Consider the following 18,157-nt stretch of genomic DNA (forward strand, 5'->3'; position numbering starts at 1 on the left):
GGAGACAAGGATAGAGGCGGTCGTGGCCCAACCCAACATGCTGCAACGTCCAAGGCCGGAAAGCCGGGCTCGCTTCCACGACGGCTTCGGGCAACGCTTTCTCGTCACGGTCGATACCGAAGAGGAATTCGACTGGTCCCGCCCCCTGGACCGCGAAGGCCATACTCTCCTCAGTGTTCCCGCCCTGCGCAAATTTCAGGAATTCTGCGAGGGATACGGCGTAACTCCGGTCTACCTCGTGGACTACCCGATCGTGAACACGCCTTTGGCCGTTCAGGCCATCGGAGAGGCGGTCCGCGATGGGCGCGCCGAAATCGGCGTCCAGTTGCACCCCTGGGTCAACCCTCCGTTCGAAGAAGAGATAACCGCGTACAACAGCTTCGCAGGCAACCTCCCGCGCGAACTGGAAGAGGCCAAGCTGCAGCGGCTCAAGGCGAAGATCGAGGACGCCTTTGGTGCCAGCCCCTTGATCTACCGCGCCGGACGCTACGGCCTGGGGCCAGATACGGCCTCGATCCTGCGCGAAAGCGGGATCGCCATCGACAGTTCGGTACGGGCCCGCTTCGATTACAGCGGCGAAGGCGGTCCCAACTATCGCCATCATCCCTGCCATCCCTACTGGGTCGGCACCGATGATCCGCGCATTCTCGAACTTCCGCTGACGAGCCTCTACTGGGGCCCGCTGCGCCAACTTGGCGACTGGATCTACCCCCGGCTCTGGCGCACACCGCGCCTGCGCGGCATACTGGCACGCCTGGGGCTCCTCGAACGCATCGCCCTCACCCCCGAAGGGATCACCGCGCCCGAGGCCATGCGCGGCATCGACATAGCCCTTGACGAGGGCGTGCCCGTTCTTGTCTTTTCCTTCCACAGCCCCTCGCTCGCACCGGGCTATACCCCTTACGTGCGCGATGATGCCGAACTCGACGCCTTCTACGCCTGGTGGCGGAGCGTGTTCGACTACCTTGCCACCCGTGGCGTTTCCTCCACGAGCGTCAAGGACATCATGCGCTGCGTAGACCTGCCCTGAGCACTTGCGGACAAAGCACGATTTTAAGCGCGCCAACGCTTGCCTAGCAGCAACAGCCGAGCTAACGCGTCTCTCGCCCGGCCACGCCGATAGCGCCGGGCGGCACGGTTGGGGCCTGTAGCTCAGCGGTTAGAGCTGGCCGCTCATAACGGCTAGGTCGCGGGTTCGAATCCTGCCGGGCCCACCACCCTCGCCTTCACGGGCGACAGCACGTGGCCCAACATCGGCACCCGATAGGTCGGGGAGTGGCGCAGTCCGGTAGCGCGCCTGCTTTGGGAGCAGGATGTCGCAGGTTCGAATCCTGTCTCCCCGACCAATTCCCTTGAAAGTTCGATCGTGAAGTGGCCCGCGAGAGCGTTGCGTGTCAGTTGCCTGGCTGTGCGCGCTTGCGGACGAGGGCGCGTGCTTTTGCAGCCGGGAGTGCCCGGACCGTTCCGCGATGGCCGGTGACGTCGTACGCCGCGAACAGGGCGTTGTAGACGCTCTCCTCGCTGGCTTCGGCCACGGCCTGGAAAAGCGGGGTCATGCGATCATTCGAGAGTTCGGAGTAGACCGCCTGCTCCTTTCGGCGCGGCGCGGTACGGCGCACGTCCATGGCCGTGGAGAACGCCACGGCATAATCGCCCGATCCGTTGGAGAAGGCCGAACCTGTCCGCGCAACGCCCACGAAAGCGCGTTTGGCGAGCCGGCGCAGGTTGCGGTCCGAGAGCGGTGCATCGGTAGCGATCACGATGACGATAGAGCCATCCGCGCTCTTCTCGGGCACCTTGTCCTTGTAGAGATACTGGCCAAGTTCCTGGCCGACCGGGGTTCCGGCAACGCTCAGCACGCCGCCGTAGTTGGCCTGGACCAGGACACCGAGCGTCCAGCCTCCCAGGCTCAAGGGCAACTTGCGCGAGGCGGTGCCTATGCCGCCTTTCCAGCCAAAGGCCACCGTTCCGGTACCGGCTCCGACAGCGCCTTCCGCGACAGGCCCTTCCTGGGCAGTCTCGATGGCGCGGCGGGCATCGGCAATGGAGACGTGACGGCCCCGAATGTCGTTGAGAAAGCCGTCGTTGGTCTCGCCCACGACCGCGTTGACAGTGCGGACCTCCTCGTTGCCCGGCTGATCGAGGGTCCACTCGACGCTGGCCGCCATGGCCTCGGGCACCGAGAGGGTATTGGTCAGGAGAATGGGCGTCTCGATCTCGCCCAGTTCCTCGATCTGGGTCGAGCCTGCAAACTTGCCAAAGCCATTGGCGACGAAGAAACCGGCGGGCACCTTGTCCTGCCACAGGTTGCCTCCGTGCGGCAGAATTGCCGTTACGCCGGTGTGAATGTCGCGACCCTGTTCGAGCGTGACGTGCCCCACGCGAACGCCAACCACATCGGTGATCGCATCACGCGGGCCTGCCGGTAGGATACCGATGGGCACGCCCGCTCCGCGCAGGTCCTGCGCCCCCTCTCCGGCACGGCCCGGCGCCGAGATCGCAGCGCCAAGGGCTGCAAGGGCGATGAGCGCACGTGCCGAATGAGAGATCAGGGCCGGATCCTTTCCTTTGCGTAGTCAACGCTGTCGTAGTCGGGCGTGTTGGTGCGGATCGTCGTCCACTCCGCGTCGGTCAGCGGGAGCCGCGGATAGACCTTCGCGTAATAGTCGGCAAGGTGCCCGCCGAACGGGAAATCCGAAGCCGCGACAAAATGCTCAGGGCCGATGCGCCGGACAAGCGTGGCGAGCGCTTCCAGATCATCCGCTGCAGTGTCTTCGTCCCAGACCGCGGCAAGGTCGAATGTGACATTGCCAAAGCGGTCCCGGTCGGCCTCGATGGCCTCGGCGAAGGCGCCGAGCGCGGAGAGCGTGGGGCCATCGATACCGCCCCAGCCCGCCGCATGGGCGATCTGTACGGGCGTATCGCCCGCCTGGGGCAGGACATCACGCAAGAACGTCTCCACATCGCGCGCGCCGTAGTCCTCGGCGCGCGTGCGCATGTGGATCATCACCGCAAGCCCCGTCCGGTGGGACATCTCGAAGACGCTCGCGAGCTTCGCGACATTCTGCGGATCGCGCAGGTTCGCGTCGGAATTGGTGATGTGGATCTTGATGCCGGTCACGCGTGGATCACGCGCGAAGTGCGCCATTTCGGGAAGTGCGCTGGAGGAGACCGGGTTGATGCCGATGTAGATGCCAAAGCGCCCCGGGTAACGGGTCGCCAGCGCGGCCGACCATTCGTTCGCCGCGCGCAGGATACCGGGTGCCTCGGGAAGCGGAGGCTGCATCATCGGGCTTTCGGCCAGGTAGCCCGTCGACATGATGAGACTGCGCGCAACGCCCGCCGCGTCCATCTCCGCGATGAGGTCCTCGGGCGAATAGGCCCGCGTGAAGACTTCGGGGCACGGCCCGATACGACCTTCACTGCCGCAGTATTTGGGCAGGAAGTCGAGGATCGCGGGCGAATGGACATGGGCATGGTGGTCCACCGTGACGGCAGCGTGCGGGGGAGCATCTGCCGTCACGGTGGAGGGGGTTCGGGTCTCTGCGCCCGCAGTCTCGGCGGCAGCCGTGCCTGCAGTCACGAAAAGCGAAGCAATCAGCAGCCCTGCGCGCGCGGAAAACCCGAGGATCATGGTCTTAGTTGCCCTCTTCCAGAAGGGTCTGCTTCCAGAATTCGACCGAAGTCTGGAAGTAGTATTCCTCGTTCTCCTTCTTGTGGAAGCCATGGCCCTCGTTGGTGGCGTTGAGGTACCAGGCCGGCTGGCCGCTCTTGTCCATGGCCTCGACGATCTGCTCGCCTTCGGATGCGGGCACGCGCGGATCGTTGCCGCCCACCGCCACGAAGAGCGGGATCGAGATCTTGTCGAGGTGGTTCAGCGGCGAGATTTCCTCCAGCTTCTTACGCTGCTCGGGAATCGTCTCGTTGCCATACTCGGGACGGCGCAGATCGCGGCGGTAGTCCTGGGTGTTCTCGAGGAAGGTCACGAAGTTGGTGATCCCGACATAGCAGCTCGCGCTCTTCAGTTTGTCCGAATAGTGGACCGCCGAGGCGTAGCAGACATAGCCGCCATAGCTCATGCCGTAGAGCGAGATGCGCGAGGCATCGATGGCCGCGTCATCGGCGAAGTGATCGAAGAAGGCACCGATGTCCTTGACCGAATCCTCACGCTTCCAGGGGCCGTTGTCGAGGTTGACGAAGCGCTTGCCAAAGCCGTCCGAGCCACGCACGTTCGGGAAGAACAGCGCCATGCCCAGTTCGTTCACGTAGTAGTTCTCCGAGCCCAGAAAGCCCGGGCGCGACTGGCCTTCGGGGCCGCCATGGACGTCGAACAGCAGCGGACGCTTGCCAGGGAACTTCGCCGGATCGGGGCGGTAGAGGAAGCCGGTGATCGGCTCGCCATCGAAGCTGTTGATGGTGACGAGTTCGGGCTCGACGTTCTGGCTGGCATCGAGACCGCCGGTCTCGCTCTGGGTCCAGCGGGTGACGTCCAGGGTCTCGGGATTGATCGAGAAGGCATCGCCCGGCACCTTGGCCGAGGATAGCGAGAAGCCGATCTCACCCCAGGGCGCGATCTGGATGGCCGGGCCAATGGCCCAGGGAATGACACCCTGCGGGAGCTGGCTTACCTTGCGCACATCGCCCGAGGGCAGATCCATGACGTGCATGACGCTGACGCCAGCCTCGTTGGTGGCGTAGGCGATGAAACTGCCATCGGGCGCGATGGCGTAGTCGCTGACGTCCCAGTCCTCGGCAGTCTTCGCGGTGAAGGCGCCGGTCTTCGCATCGAGCGTGCCCAACTGCAGGAAGTCGCTGCCGCCCGCATCGCTCACCACCCAGACCGTGCCGTCAGCAGCGACCTTGGGATCGACGAAGGAGGTCTTGGCCTTGGGATCGGTCAGCGCCGTCTTCTTGCCGGTTTCCAGATCGACGGTGTAGACGATTGCCTCGTTGATCGAGAGGCGGTTCACCGCAATACCCTTGGTGCCATCGGGCGTGAAGCCGACGAACTGCCAGCCGCCGCCCTCGACCTCGGCAACCATGCGGCTGGTCGAAGGGTCGCGCGGGTCGACGATGTAGAGGTCCATGTCGGCACCGTTGCGGCGCGAGGAGGTGTAGCCCAGCCACTTCCCGTCCTGGCTCCAGCCACCGATCCAGTTGCGGCTCTTGCCATCGGTGACGAGTTCGAGCTGGCCGTCCTCAAGGCGGTAGAGCTGGTAGAATTCATCGCCGCCGGTATCGCGCATGACGACGGTCAGGTTGTCGTCCGAGGGGGCGAGCGAGCCGGTGAGGACGGGCTCCTGGCCGAAGCTGATCTGCTCGCGGCTGGCGCCCGCCGCACGCACGGTGTGCAGCTGGTTGGTCGCGCCAAAGCGCGTCTTGATCAGCATCGAGCGATCGGCCGTGTTCCAGCCCAGGAAATCGGCACGGCGCGCCTCGAGGTAGGGCTGGGTCGCCTTGACCACGGCATCGGGCACCGCGGGCACGTCCTTGGTGATGATCGCGGCCGGCTTGTCCGCCTCGGCGGCGAGCGGCGCAGCAAGGCCTGCGCACGAAGCGAAGGCAATCGCCAGCGCGCGGCTGCTGACGGTGGAGGGAATGAGACGGCGCAGGAACCGGGTGGTCATGTTGGCTTCCTCGGGAAGTTTCGGGAGAGGATCGAGAGGGGGAATTCGAACAGGTAGCAAGCTGTTTTACAGGGAAATTCGCGAAGCGCGAACGCAGCAAAGCGGCCGCCCGGGCTCCGGCTCGCGCACAGGTGCGAGAGCCAGGCCGGACAGCCGCGATGCGACCCCGTGGGGGATTACAGCTTGACGCGTGCGCCGACCGAAACGAAGCGGCCGATCACGTCGTAGTACGGGGAGTAGAGCGAACCGTAGGGGGGCTTCTTGTTGAAGAGGTTGCTCGCGTTGATGTACAGTTCCATGTCCGGACCGCTGTCGTTCTCCACGTTGAAGCTCAGCTGTCCATCGAAGTACGTGTACGCCCCGATGTGGTTGTTGGTGATGTCGAGCGAGCTGTTGAATTCGCCCGGCGAGATGTAGCGCGCACGGATGAGACCCGAGATGCCTTCGCTCTCGTAGCCCGCCGTCGCATTGACGCGCCACTTGGGAACGCCATCACCGAAGGTGTAGCCCTGCGAACGCACGTACTCGATGGTGGATTCGCCATCGTCGATCGTCAGGCTGTTCACCCAGGTGCCCTTCACGTTGAAGTGCAGCTGGCCGTTGCCATCGAAGCCCAGCTTGTAGACCGGCAGCTTGTAGTCGATCTGACCATCGATGCCGTCGGTCTTGTAGTTCGCCAGGTTGACGTAGGTCGAAACCGTGCGCTGGATGCTGTTGTCCGGACCGAAGTCGATACGGTCGCACAGCGCCGCGTTGCCGTTGTAGCAGCGCGTGATGACGTCCTGCGATGCAATCGTGTCGATCACGTCGTCGATGTCGATGTTGTAGTAGTCGAGCGAGAGGTTGAGGCCCGGAACCATCGGCGGAGCGTAGGTCGCGCCCACCGTCCAGGTGTTCGCCTTCTCGGGCGTCAGGTTGGGGTTACCACCACCGTTCGACAGGACGTACTCGCTGATCGGCGTGCCGTCAGCGTTGCGACGGAACGGGTTCTGGATCGTGTTGTAGCCAGTCGTCTGCGTGTTGTAGAGTTCGGTCAGGTTGGCCGAACGGATGTCACGCGAACGGGTCACGCGGCCCACGAAGCCCGGGAAGAACTCGTTGGTCGCGCCGATCTTCCAGGACCAGATGCCGCCCGTGGTGCTGTAGTGCGAGTAACGCGCTGCGGCATTCAGGTTCAGCTGCTGGAGGAGCGGCGTGTTGTAGATCAGCGGAACCGCGACTTCGGCGAAGCCTTCGCTGACGGTGTAGCCACCGCTGAGCGAGGAGAAGCTGAAGGTGCGGAACGCGTCGGCGGCATCAAGCGCGCCCACGGTCTGGTTCACGGATTCGTGACGGATCTCGCCACCGATCGAGAACGAGACTTCACCGGCGGGAAGCGTGACCGGCTCACCGCGCAGGCTGACGCCGCCAACGTCGAGCTTGGTCTTCGAACGCTGCGAGGGCGTACCCGTGACGTAGTCGATTGCGTCGGCCGAGGGCGAACCGTAACCGAACAGGTTGACCGGCACACAGCCTTCGGCGCCCGAGCGGCACACGATGTTGCCGTTGCCATCGAACACCGCGTCGACCGCGTTCGCGAAGTTCTCGCTCAGCAGGAAGCCGGGGGTGTCGATGTTGTTCTGGTACTCGCCGTGGCTGTAGTACGCGCTCCAGCGGAAGCCGTTCGCGAAGGTACCGTCGAATGCGAGGGTGCCCTGCGTCGTCTTGCGCTCGAAATCGATGTACGAGTACGACAGGTCGCGGTTGGCGCGACCCATGTAGAAGCCGTCCTCGCCAGCCGCGATCAGCTGATCACGGATACCCTGCGACAGGAACGCGTTGTCGACCGAAATGAACTGGCCGCGCTCTTCACCCGGGTTCGGGTTTGCGCCCAGCGAGTCACCCTGGATGTTGTCGCCGAACCAGATGTAGTTGTTGTACATCCGCGAGTGGCGGACCTGCGCGGTGACCTGGATCGAGGGGGTGATCTCGTAGGTCAGCGAGGCAAGGCCCGAGTAGCGGCGCTGCGGGGTGACGAGCGGGCTGAAATCGTCGTTCGAGGGGCCTTCGCCGCCCGCCGAGAAGTTGCCAGCCTGAGCATAGCCGTAGTCGTAGTCGCGCAGCGAACCGTCGGCGTTGAACGCCTGACCCGCGAGCACGCCCGAGGTGATGAGGCCGCCATAGGCCATGTTGCCGTAGCCGACGTCGGGGGTGATGGTGCCGTTGAAGTTGGCCCAGCGACCGATGCGCGGACGGTCGACCTTGGGGATCACGCCTTCGCTGTCGTAGTATTCGCCGCCAATCACGAAGTGGCCGCGACCACCGTCGAACGAGGTGCCGTACTTGCCCTCGAAGCGGTATTCGAAGTCATCGCCGTAGCTGGTCGAAAGACCGGCCGATGCGCCCAGAACCAGACCTTCGTACTCGTTGTCGATCTGGATGTTGACGACACCTGCAACGGCGCCCGAACCCCAGGCAGCCGAAGCACCGCCGGTCACGACATCGAGGCCCTTGATCATGATCGAGGGAACGGTGTTGAGGTCGTTCTCGCTCGAGAAGCGGCGACCGTCCATGAGGACGAGCGTGCGGTTGTTGCCGAGGCCGCGCAGGTCGACCGGAGCCTGACCGGCGCTGGTGTTGGTGCCGGTGGTCTGCGGCGAGGTCGAAGCGCGGAACTGCGGCAGGTCGGCAAGCGAGGCTGCGACGTTGGCGCGGCCACCAACGCTCAGCGCACCCTGATCGAGGTGCACGGTCGGGGTCGGGGCGTCGAAGCCGGCGGCGTCGATGCGCGAGCTGGAGACGATGATGACGTCGCCCTGCTCGTCACCGGACTGGGCGTCCTGGGCGAAGGCGGGCACGGCCATCGAAACGGCAGCAGCGAAGAAACTGGCGGAGCCGGCGAGCCGGCCGCGAACTGAACTCATCTTGAGATCCCTCATGGTGGACCGCGCCCCTGGAGGCCGCGATCGCGGTACTGGAACCTCTCCCGGCGAGATGACGCCCCCGCTCCGGACACAGATGCACGACCACCCCGGTCAGTTGACCGAGGCAAACAATGCATCCGTTTCGAAGGACTGCGACCCTGAAATTTTTTAATCTCTTGTTGCCATGGGCCTGTAACAATTGGTGCGAGAGACACCCAATCAGAAGACTTTGCCCGTCCATAAGCAACAGTTATGGAAAACCATAACCCCATTGCAGACCGACCGGCGCGTGCAACATTCCATCGCGCAGGACGGCCCCTCCTTCGCGGTCCCGGGCAAGCCAGAGCGGTCCGTCAAGGTCCACGAAGCGACTTCTCGCCGCGACATGCCAGCCGGCCGCAACCGAGAGCGAGGAGCACAGCATGCACCCCGTCATCACGCCCATGCCCGCCTCGCGCGCCGCGTCGGCGAGCGCCAACGCCTCGCTCAGCCCTCCCGACTTGTCGAGCTTGATGGTGACGAAGTCGTAGCGCCCGGCCAGGTGCGCCACATCATCCGCGACATGGGCGGATTCGTCGGCGGCCAGTGGGACGGCACAGGCGAAGCCTTCCAGAGCAGCATCGCCTCCAGCGGGCAGCGGCTGCTCCAGCAGCGCAATTCCCGCCTCGGCCAGCCCGCCCATGACATGCTCGAGCAAAGCGATATCCCAGCTCTCGTTGGCATCGGCGATCAACACCGCACCCGGCGCCGCCGCGCGCACCGCCTTGACCCGCTCCACCACGTCCTCGCGGTCGAGCTTGATCTTGAGCAGCGGCGCCGGACCTGTACCGGGACAGTCCTGGAGGATGTCGCGAGCCCGCTGCGCCATGGCCAACGGCGTGTCGATACCCACGGTAACTGCGGTCACCAGCGCGTCCGGCACTGGACCCGTCCGCGCCGTTACCGAAACCCCGCCAAGCTTGGCCTCCAGGTCCCAGAGTGCACAATCCAGCGCGTTGCGGGCGGCTCCTGGTGCCATGGCCAGGCGCAGTTCCGCGCGCCCCATGCCATTCTCGATGGCTTCGCGCATGGCCGCGATCTGTGCGAGGACGCTCCTTGCACTTTCCCCGTAGCGGGCCGAGGGTGCGCCCTCCCCGCGGCCAATCCGGCCTTCCTCCTCGATCTCGACGGTGACGAGATCGATGGCGACGCGGGTGCCGCGGGCTATGGCGAAGGGCCTTGCCAGCGGGAACCGGGCTTCCTCGGCGCGAAGGGCGCGCCGTGCGCTCATGGCAGCTGGGCGATCCGCTCCACGATCGGCTCCATGCCGGTAATCACCGGGTCGACACAGGGCAGGCCCAGATCATCCTCGATCCGCGCGCACAGATTCGCCACCTCATCGGGCGCCATCTGCGAGCCGTTGATCGAGACACCGACCGCCGCAACATCGGGGCTGGTCAGCCGAGCACAGCGCAGGTTTTCCTCCAGGCAGGCCTTGAGGTCGGGCACCGGAAAGTGCGGGAGCCCGCGCATGTGCGGGCGCGAGGGATCGTGGCACAGCACCAGCGCGCGCGGCTGCGCACCATGCAGGAGCCCCAGTGAAACGCCAGCGAAGGACGGGTTGAAGAGCGAGCCCTGCCCCTCGATCACGTCCCAGACCTCGTCCTCCCGCGCCGGAGAAAGAGCCTCTGCGGCGCCGGAGATGAAGTCGGCGATGACGCTGTCGATAACGACGCCCTCGCCTGCAATCATCACGCCGGTCTGGCCGGTCGCGCGGAAGCGGGCGGACATGCCTTTCGCGTTCAGGGCTTGTGTCAGATGGAGCGAAGTGAACATCTTGCCCACTGCGCAGTCGGTGCCGACGGTCAGGAGGCGATTGCCCGCGCGCGGCTTGCCGTTGCCCACGGCAAGGCCCTTCGCCGCGATACGAATGTCGATGAGGCGACCGCCGGTCGCCGCGGCCCGTTCGCGGATACGCGGATCGTCGGCGAGGTGCTGGTGGAGGCCAGAGGCCACATCGAGACCTGCATCAAGCGCGGCCAGGATCGTCGCAATCATGGTCTCCTCCAGCCGCCCGCCGCTGGTCGCAATGCCCAGGACAAGCGTGCGCGCGCCGGCCGCGGCGGCCTGCGCCGGATCCATCTGCGGAAGGCCGAGCGAGAGGCCGCCCCCCAGGCTCAGTTCCCCTACGCATTCGCCGGGACGAAACAGCGCCAGTCCGCGCGAGGTCTTGATGTCGAGCGGGTTGGTCTTGTCGCCAAGGTACAAGAGGAACGGGCCTGCAATTGCCTGCATGCCATCATCCTTTCGGCGCGCGGTCTGTTCTCGGGTCATCACGCCGGAATATCACAAACCGTAACATTCCTGTCATTAGGAGACGTGCACCGCCTATAGCAGAAGCTTATAACAACCCGACTGGTCGGGGTGGGCGAGCCGATCAGCCTCCCGCGGCCAGACGCGTGCGAATATGCTCGAGGAAATCGAGCGCAAGACGCGAAGGTGGACGTCCCTCCAGGTGCGCAGCCTGGATCAAGTAGGGCTGGCGCGGCTCCAGCGGGCGGATCGTCAGGCCGGGACGCAGTGCACCCAGAGCCGTATGCTGGTCGACGATGGTCGCCCCCATTCCCGCCCGGACCATGGCGGCCGCCATGGCATAGGAGCGCGAGGACGCAACCGGCTCCAGCTCGATACCGCGCGCGGCCATTTCGTTTGCGACAAGGCGCGCTTGTGGCCCGCTGTCCGACGTGGAGACATAGGAAAGCCCGGCCAGCGCCTCCAGCGGCAGGGGATCGGGCGCGTCGGGAAAATCCTCCTCGCGAAACAGCGCGACCATCTCCGCCTCGCCAAGCGGAACGCTTGCCACCGGGGTTCCGCGCGGAAGCGAGTAGCAGATGACGAGATCGGTCTCGCGCTTGTAGAGCTTGGCCGCCATCTCATCGTGGTGCGAGGTGCTCAGATCGATGACGACGCCTGGATGCTCGCGCACGTAATCGGCCACTGTACGCGGCAGGAAATCGACACCGAGCGCCGGAAGCGTGGCAATTCGCAATACCTGCCCCCGCCCCCGCCGAAGGTTCTGGGCGATCTCGCGGAAATGATGGACCTGCGCCTGGATCTCGTCGGCCTGGGCGATCAGCTCATGCGCGTCCGCCGTGGGCACCAGCCGCCCGCGCACGCGGTCGAACAGGGGGAACCCCAGGAGATCCTCGGCGTGGCGCAGGAGATTGGTCGCCGCGGGCTGCGAGACGTTGAGCTGGCGCGCCGCCTTGCTGACCGAACCGGTCGTGTAGACGGCGTGAAAGACCTCGATGTGCCTGAGCTTCATGAACTGCGCCGCTAAGCCGTTTCGCGCCCGAGAGCAACCAACCATCGCGCACGCCCGATTGTCCGAAATGTCGGACCGGAGAGTCGGGTCGCTCGCTCTCCGGTCCGTGCAGGTGCATCAGGGCTTGTGCACCTTCATCGTGTCGAGGACATCCCCATTGGCCGTATAAGCAGTGTAGACAAGGTCTGCGCCGTCCACATCGATCACCTGATAGGCCTGCGTACGCGCGGCCGATTTGCGCGCCCAGTCGAGCTCGGCAACCTCGTACATCTTGGGGCCAGCGACAGAGACCACGTAGGTAGCCCCCTGCCCGTCCGGCACCGGTCCCGCCGCGTCGATAGCCCCACGCGCATAGCCATGGTCGTGGCCCTGCAGGACCAGATCGACCCCGTACTTGTCGATGAGCGGCTTCAGCGCCGAACGCACCTTGGGATTGTCGCGGTCGGGATCGCTGGAGAACAGCGGGAAGTGAAGGAAGATCACCGTCCAGTGGTTCGGGTTCCTCGCGAGCAGGTCGTCCAGCCAGGCAATGGTCTGCGCCCGCGCCGCTTCGTTGCGGTCAAGCTGCGGGGAATCGATCGAGATCAGCCGAAGGCCCTGATAGTCGGTGTACCAGTGTGTCTCGCGTGCCTCGGGAACGCCTTTGGGGCCATTCTCGGGGAGCGTGAACTGATGGCGCCACTGCCCCGTCACCGACGATCCGGCACGGGCCGCGCCATCCTTGCCATATTCGTGGTTGCCCGGCGTCGGCAACTGCGGGGTCTGGGCATAGAGGAAGCCCCCGGCCGCAAACCACTCGCCCCACTCCCGATCGGAATTGTGGTGGTTGATGAGATCGCCTGCATGGATCGTGAAGGCGACATCGCCCGCCGTGCGAAAGCCCATGCGCAGCGTGCGCGAAGCTTGCGAAAGGACCTGGTTCTGCATGTCGCCCAGGTAGAGGAAGCGGAACGGTTTGATCTCCTGCGCTGCCGTGCGGAACTGGAACCACTCCGACCAGAGCGTGCCGTTGCCCACGCGGTAGGCGTACACGGTATCGGGCTTGAGGCCCTTCATCACGGCGGAATGGTAGGCGGCCCGAAAAGCCGGGTCCTCCTCGGTCGCGACGGTCGCCTCCTCGGTTGTCGCGGTCAGAGCCATCGGGGTCTTCACGAAGTCCGGCCCGGGCGTTGCCACCGCGTATTCGACACGGCCGGAAAGGCCCGGCGCCGTACGCCAGGTCACCGCCATCTCGTGCGCGGTGTCGGCGGTGAGGTTGAGAATGATCCGCTCGGGCGCCTGGGTTGCCGGAGCAAGCACGACCACCTGCTCCTGGGCCGCCACGGGGGCGACACAGGAACCGGCAAGGAGAGCGGCCAGGAAGGTCTTGGAAAACATTGTCATGACAGGTCTCTCGTGCATCAGAAGATCATGTTGAAGCCGAGCGAGATCGAGCGCCCGTTCTTGATGTAGGCGCGGCTCGCCCCGTCGCCCGAGGAGACGGTCTGCCAGTAGGTGTGCGAATCGAAGAGGTTCTGCACCTGGAGCTGGACCGAGGACTTCTCGAGGAAGGTCTTGCGGAAGGTCAGGTCGACGAAGCTGTACGCCTGCTCGTAAGGGTCGTTTCCAAAGTCGTTGATCCCGGCCATGAACTTCGACTGGTAGTTCCAGGCGCCATAGACCTCCCAGCCGTCGCGTTCCCAGAAGAGCTGGAGGTTGGCGATGGTCTCGGGCGTCTCCATCAGCGGCAGGGTGTAGCCCTCGGGGTGCCAGGACAGGCCCGTCTCGGCCTTGGAGCGCTGCAACGTCAGGTTGCCGCCCACGCCCAGCGAACCGAGCACGCCCGGCAGCCAGTGCAGGAGCTGCTGCGCGCTGATCTCCATGCCGTAGACATCGGCCCACTTGCCGTTGTTGGGCATCGTCACCGCCACGCCCTCGGGATTGACGTTCACACCGGCGGTGCCGTTGCGGATGTTCGAGGAGGACGAGCGGAACAGGAAGTTGTCGATCTGCTTGTAGAACAGGGCGACCGAGTAGGCCCCGGTGCGGCCCGCATAGTGTTCGAGCGACATGTCGAAGTTGGTCGAGCGCAGGGGCTTCAGGTCCGGGTTGCCCATCTCGATCCCGGTCAGGATCCAGTCCGAGGTGGGGTTGAGGACGCCATCGCCATCGGGATCGCGGTCATAGGCGTATTCGCGCGCCGAGCTCATGCGGGCGATGTCGGGACGGGCAAAGCTGGTCCAGATTGCGCCGCGCAGCTTGGTCTTGTCGTCAAAGTCGTAGTTGACGTGGATCGAGGGCAGCCAGTTGGTAAAGCTGGTGCGGTCGCGCGTGTAACGCTCGCCCAAAACCGGGTCCATGTTCCAGGCATCGATGGTGTTGCGCGTGTTTTCCATGCGCACGCCCGCGATGATCTTCGCCTTGCCGATCTGCGCGGTGCCCATGAGGTAGGCGGACAGGACGCGCTCCTCGAACTCGAAGCTGTCCTCGTCCGAGATCGAGGCCTGCGAGGGATCGACCGCAAAGCCATCGAAGTAGCTGCTCTCGCCGGCTTGCGCACGCTGCAGTTCGCTAAGCATCGCCTCGTTGTCGAGAACGGTGCCGAGGCGATAGTCTCCGGTGTAGGCGCCGCTGAACAGGCTGGTGATTTCCTTGCCGTAGAGCCCGGCGAAGTCCGCCAGCGTGCCGTCCGAATTGAGATCGAGGAACGAGCCTTCGTAGGTGCGGCGGCGCGAGTTGTAGAACTTGCCGCCCGTCTTGATCGACTTCAGGAACGGCCCATCCACATCCCAGCGTGCGTTGAACTGGGCCTGCCAGAGCTTCTCGCTCGAACCGCCCACTTCGCCCTCAAGGCCGTTGAAGTCGTATTCATTGGGATCCTGCACACCGGCGAGGCCTGCCGGGTTCAGCAGCCACTTGGGAAAGCGCGAGTCCTCGGCCGCCGAGAAGAGCACGCCGCGATTGCCCAGCCACCCGTACTTGTCGCTGCGGAACTCCAGCTCGTAGCCATCGTCGAGGTTGTCCTCGGACTGCGAATAGGAGACGTCATAATCAAGCGTCAGCGCCCCGAAGCGCGAGACACCGCCAAAGTTGGCCGAAGCCAGGTTGCCCGTCTCGGCCGAACCTTCCCAGAAGCGGCGCAGGCGGAAACCCGCAGGGTCCCAGGCACCCGAATTGCCGACCAGGCTGTAGGTCGAGCGCGCCGAACGGTCCGCATCGGTGATGATGCCGTCGCCATCGCGGTCGATGATTTCGCCGGGCGTATAGCCGTAGATGCGTCCCAGTTCCTCGTCGAAGCCGGTGATTGCGTCCTCAGGCTGGGCAAGATCGGCACGCGAACGGTCCACCTGAGAAAGCCGGGTGGAATTGCGCGAGGTGTCGTTGCGGAAGTTCAGTCGGTTGAGGAACTCCTTCTTGCGGTACTTGTTGTACTGCCCGCGAAGGTGGAAGTCGTGGTTGTCCGAGCGGAAGTCGACGCTCGAATTGACGCCCCAGCGCTCCACCTCGGTCTCGCCAAAGCCCAGGTTCATGCCGCGCAGGACAAAGCGGTTGGGGTCCCAGCCCAGCGTCTCGCTGTCCGCGTACCAGGTGTCGGGCTGGTTATCGCCATCGACGCCGTTCTGCTCGAACTGCGACTTGCGGCGGCTCCAGCTGCCCGAAACGAAGACACCGAAGTTATCGGAAAACTGGCGCGAGGCGGCGGTAGAGACCTGCGCGGACTTCCTGTGGTCGAACTTGTCGAGCATCCCGCCCTCGGCGGAGAAGCGGAAGTAGGTCGGGTCCTGATCGAAGGCGGTCGGGGTGGAGATATCGACCGAACCACCCAGCGCGTCGCCATCGCGGTCGGGTGTCAGAGTCTTGTAAACGGTGATCTCCTTGATGCCGTCAGGCGGCAGGACCGAGAGGCGCACGCCGCGGTAGAACACATCGTCGCGCGAACCTGCGCCACCCAGGCGCACACCGTTGATCGAGTAGTTGTTGAGCTCGGTGGAGAGGCCGCGCACGGTAATGCGGTCGCCCTCACCCGTGGTCGCGCTGCGCACCGCGTTGACGCCGGGCATGCGCGCGAGCGCTTCGGAGACGTTGTTGGCGGGCAGCTTGCCCATGTCGTCCGCGCTCACCGTGTCCGAGACGACATCCGTGTTGCGCTTCTTGTCGAGCGATTCCTGCACCGCCTCGAAGTAGCCGGTGACCACGATCTCATCGTCGGCCGGGGCCAGGGCCACGCTGGTGGCCGCAGCCGATGTGCGCGCGGGCGCAGCCGCCACGGCCACCTTGGTGGAAGCCTTCGGGGCGGCCAGACGCACGATGATGGTACGACCCTGGCGGCGGGTCTCGACGCCCGCCCCGGCCACCAGCCGGGTCAGGGCAGCCTCGGACGAAAGCGAGCCCGAAACGGCCGAACTGCGCCGGCCGCGCACGACATCGGCCGAGGCGGCAACCTGCAGACCCGTCACGCGCGAATACTGGCGCAGCGCGCTCCCCAGGTCCTGCGCAGGGATAGCAAAGGTAAAGCTCTGCGCGCCTGCCGCATGGGCCGGGGCGAGTGTGGCGGTGAACGAAACGCAGGCAAGCGAAAGGGCCAGCGCCGAAACACCGGCGCGGCTGGATCCTGAGCGAAACATGAAATCCCCTGTGTGGTAACCAAGTACGCGGGAAAGACGCTTGAGAAATTAAAAACCCGACAAAATAATTTTATGGCACTTTTATTAAATTACGATGCCATTTTAGAGACATACAACTTCGACGAATTACTGGCGGCCAATCCGGTAACGGCCCTCTTCGCGCGACCAGGACAGGTCGTGGATGGCCGCGAGCGTCTCGACGATTTCCTGGGGACTATCCATTTCAAAGCGGCCCGTGACGCGCAGCTCTCCCAGCTGCGGATCGTCGAGTACGACGGGAATGCGCGCGGTCCGGTTGAGCCGCTCGATGAGCCGGTCCAGCCGCGTGTCCTGCGCATCGAACCAGCCATCCAGCCAGCCCGGACGATCTCCGCCGATACCCTCAAGGCTTCGCACATGGGCACCTTCGAGAACGAGCCCGGTGCCTGCGGGCAGCCGCCACGCACCGCTCTCACCCGCGACCTCAACGAGCCCGCGATAGACCCGCACCTCGCGGCGCCCGCCCGCGAGCACGTCGATGTCGAAGGCCGTCCCCAGGACTTCGACGCGCGCCCCCTTGGCCTCGACGGCGAAACCGCGCAGCGCTTCGTGCGCCACGTCGAAGAAGGCCTCGCCCTTCTCGAGGTCCGCCTCGCGCGACCAGGGAGTCAGCCGAACCGAGAGACGCGAACCGCCGCTTAGCTGGATGTGCGATCCGTCCGCGAGCACGATCTCGCGCGTCGTGCCCCAAGGCGCTTCGTAGGTGTGGGTCGGCGCGAACAGTCCCTGTGCAAGCGGCACGACAGCCGCGAGCGCCGCGAGACCCGCCACCAGTCCGAACCAGCGGCGATTTGCGCGCGCGCGCGGCCCGCCCTCGCCGTCTTCGTGATCCCCACCATTATCATTGCCCGCGCGGGTCGCGCACGCAGCTTGCGCGAACCCTTCGGACTGCCACAGCGAGGCCATCAGGGCGTAGCTTTCCACGTGGCGCGGGTCTTCGGCGATCCAGGCATCGAAGCTCGCCGCAATCGCGCTGTCCTGGACGGGACCGCGCATGCGCTCCAGCCAGAGCGCGGCCGCGCTGTCGATCTCGGCGCGTTCGCTCGCCATCATTCGTTCCATCCCGCCGGATCGATCCCGGCCTTTTCCATCGCGCGGCGCAGGTCCACCAGGCCGCGGGTTATGTGCTTCTCGACCGCCTTGCCGCTGAGCGCGAGATCCTCGCCAATGGCCCGGCAGCTTTCGTTGCGCAGGCGTCGGCGCACCAATACTTCGCGGCGCAGCGCGGGCATTCGATTGAGACAGCGCTGGAAGACCTCGATCGCACGCCGGGAATCGAGCACCCTGTCCAGCGAGGGTGCCGTGGTCTGCCACTGGCCTTCCTCGCCTTCGGCGCCCTCCCCCGCATCTGCGTAGCGGCTCTCGGCGCGGTGCTGATCGACGAGGAGATTGTCGGCAATGCGAAACCCCAGCGCGAAGACGCTCCCGATTTCCTTCGTCCGACTTATCGCGATCAGACGCAGCACGGTCTCCTGCGCAATGTCCTCGGCCAGATCCGCACGGGCCCCACGGGCGCGCAGATAGCCGATGAGCCGGGATTGGACCATGGTCCAGTCGGTTCCGGGACTATCGCCGTCACGGGCAAGCAGGAGGGCATCGGGTCGGGGCACGGCGCGGCTTTTTCCGTGAAGAGAATGCGGTAGCCGTGCGCCCTAGCCGCGCTCCATGACGGTTTGGCGA

The 18,157-nt window shown here is 65.1% G+C and carries 12 protein-coding genes and 2 tRNA genes; 3 read left to right on the plus strand and 11 right to left on the minus strand.

Features of this window, described 5'->3' with window-relative positions:
* Nucleotides 1–22 precede the first annotated feature (22 nt).
* The 3 genes from MTR65_RS00545 to MTR65_RS00555 all read left to right on the plus strand — a co-directional run bounded on the left by MTR65_RS00545 (nucleotide 23) and on the right by MTR65_RS00555 (nucleotide 1,346).
* The gene (locus MTR65_RS00545) at nucleotides 23–1,030 is read left to right on the plus strand and encodes a polysaccharide deacetylase family protein (RefSeq protein WP_419145019.1); all 1,008 of its coding nucleotides are present in this window, start codon (nucleotides 23–25) and stop codon (nucleotides 1,028–1,030) included.
* Nucleotides 1,031–1,141: 111 nt separating this feature from the next.
* A tRNA-Ile gene (locus MTR65_RS00550) sits at nucleotides 1,142–1,217 on the plus strand.
* Nucleotides 1,218–1,269: 52 nt separating this feature from the next.
* Nucleotides 1,270–1,346, plus strand: a tRNA-Pro gene (locus MTR65_RS00555).
* Between the two features lie 48 nt (nucleotides 1,347–1,394).
* Here the strand turns inward: MTR65_RS00555 and MTR65_RS00560 are convergent.
* From MTR65_RS00560 to MTR65_RS00610, 11 genes are all read right to left on the minus strand, one after another.
* Nucleotides 1,395–2,549, minus strand: a complete 1,155-nt coding sequence (locus MTR65_RS00560) for a DmpA family aminopeptidase (RefSeq protein WP_419145023.1) — start codon at nucleotides 2,547–2,549, stop codon at nucleotides 1,395–1,397.
* Complete coding sequence (locus tag MTR65_RS00565; protein WP_243796284.1) at nucleotides 2,549–3,634, minus strand: amidohydrolase family protein; 1,086 nt, start codon at nucleotides 3,632–3,634, stop codon at nucleotides 2,549–2,551. Before MTR65_RS00565 ends, MTR65_RS00560 begins: the two co-directional genes overlap by 1 nt.
* Before the next feature lie 4 nt (nucleotides 3,635–3,638).
* The gene (locus tag MTR65_RS00570) at nucleotides 3,639–5,627 is read right to left on the minus strand and encodes a S9 family peptidase (RefSeq protein ID WP_243796285.1); all 1,989 of its coding nucleotides are present in this window, start codon (nucleotides 5,625–5,627) and stop codon (nucleotides 3,639–3,641) included.
* Between the two features lie 176 nt (nucleotides 5,628–5,803).
* Nucleotides 5,804–8,530, minus strand: coding sequence for a TonB-dependent receptor domain-containing protein (locus MTR65_RS00575; protein WP_243796286.1), 2,727 nt, complete (start codon nucleotides 8,528–8,530; stop codon nucleotides 5,804–5,806).
* A 250-nt stretch (nucleotides 8,531–8,780) separates the two neighbouring features.
* Nucleotides 8,781–9,800 (minus strand): dipeptide epimerase, encoded by a 1,020-nt coding sequence (locus tag MTR65_RS00580; RefSeq protein WP_243796287.1) that lies wholly within the window; start codon nucleotides 9,798–9,800, stop codon nucleotides 8,781–8,783.
* A complete protein-coding gene (locus MTR65_RS00585) occupies nucleotides 9,797–10,804 on the minus strand; it encodes an N-acetyltransferase DgcN family protein (protein WP_243796289.1) in 1,008 nt (335 codons plus the stop codon). The genes MTR65_RS00580 and MTR65_RS00585 overlap by 4 nt, the downstream gene beginning before the upstream one ends.
* Nucleotides 10,805–10,946: 142 nt before the next feature.
* Nucleotides 10,947–11,834 (minus strand): LysR family transcriptional regulator, encoded by an 888-nt coding sequence (locus MTR65_RS00590; protein ID WP_243796290.1) that lies wholly within the window; start codon nucleotides 11,832–11,834, stop codon nucleotides 10,947–10,949.
* Between the two features lie 117 nt (nucleotides 11,835–11,951).
* A complete protein-coding gene (locus MTR65_RS00595; protein ID WP_243796291.1) occupies nucleotides 11,952–13,217 on the minus strand; it encodes a purple acid phosphatase family protein in 1,266 nt (421 codons plus the stop codon).
* 17 nt (nucleotides 13,218–13,234) lie between these two features.
* Nucleotides 13,235–16,438 carry a TonB-dependent receptor gene (locus MTR65_RS00600; protein WP_243796292.1) on the minus strand — a complete coding sequence of 1,068 codons (3,204 nt, stop codon included), beginning with the start codon at nucleotides 16,436–16,438 and terminating at the stop codon, nucleotides 13,235–13,237.
* 126 nt (nucleotides 16,439–16,564) lie between these two features.
* Nucleotides 16,565–17,530: a FecR family protein gene (locus MTR65_RS00605; protein WP_243796294.1), complete on the minus strand. Its 966-nt coding sequence runs from the start codon at nucleotides 17,528–17,530 to the stop codon at nucleotides 16,565–16,567.
* Nucleotides 17,527–18,087: an RNA polymerase sigma factor gene (locus MTR65_RS00610; protein ID WP_243796295.1), complete on the minus strand. Its 561-nt coding sequence runs from the start codon at nucleotides 18,085–18,087 to the stop codon at nucleotides 17,527–17,529. Before MTR65_RS00610 ends, MTR65_RS00605 begins: the two co-directional genes overlap by 4 nt.
* Nucleotides 18,088–18,157: the final 70 nt, after the last annotated feature.

Source organism: Novosphingobium mangrovi (assembly GCF_022818885.1).
GTDB lineage: Bacteria > Pseudomonadota > Alphaproteobacteria > Sphingomonadales > Sphingomonadaceae > Novosphingobium > Novosphingobium mangrovi.

Bases quoted from the DNA above. Each gene is read 5' to 3' on its own strand.
- MTR65_RS00565 (WP_243796284.1), bottom strand. From the start codon at position 3,634: ATGATCCTCGGGTTTTCCGCGCGCGCAGGGCTGCTGATTGCTTCGCTT.
- MTR65_RS00595 (WP_243796291.1), bottom strand. From the start codon at position 13,217: ATGACAATGTTTTCCAAGACCTTCCTGGCCGCTCTCCTTGCCGGTTCC.
- MTR65_RS00590 (WP_243796290.1), bottom strand. From the start codon at position 11,834: ATGAAGCTCAGGCACATCGAGGTCTTTCACGCCGTCTACACGACCGGT.
- MTR65_RS00580 (WP_243796287.1), bottom strand. From the start codon at position 9,800: ATGAGCGCACGGCGCGCCCTTCGCGCCGAGGAAGCCCGGTTCCCGCTG.
- MTR65_RS00585 (WP_243796289.1), bottom strand. From the start codon at position 10,804: ATGCAGGCAATTGCAGGCCCGTTCCTCTTGTACCTTGGCGACAAGACC.
- MTR65_RS00570 (WP_243796285.1), bottom strand. From the start codon at position 5,627: ATGACCACCCGGTTCCTGCGCCGTCTCATTCCCTCCACCGTCAGCAGC.
- MTR65_RS00600 (WP_243796292.1), bottom strand. From the start codon at position 16,438: ATGTTTCGCTCAGGATCCAGCCGCGCCGGTGTTTCGGCGCTGGCCCTT.
- MTR65_RS00575 (WP_243796286.1), bottom strand. From the start codon at position 8,530: ATGAGTTCAGTTCGCGGCCGGCTCGCCGGCTCCGCCAGTTTCTTCGCT.
- MTR65_RS00605 (WP_243796294.1), bottom strand. From the start codon at position 17,530: ATGATGGCGAGCGAACGCGCCGAGATCGACAGCGCGGCCGCGCTCTGG.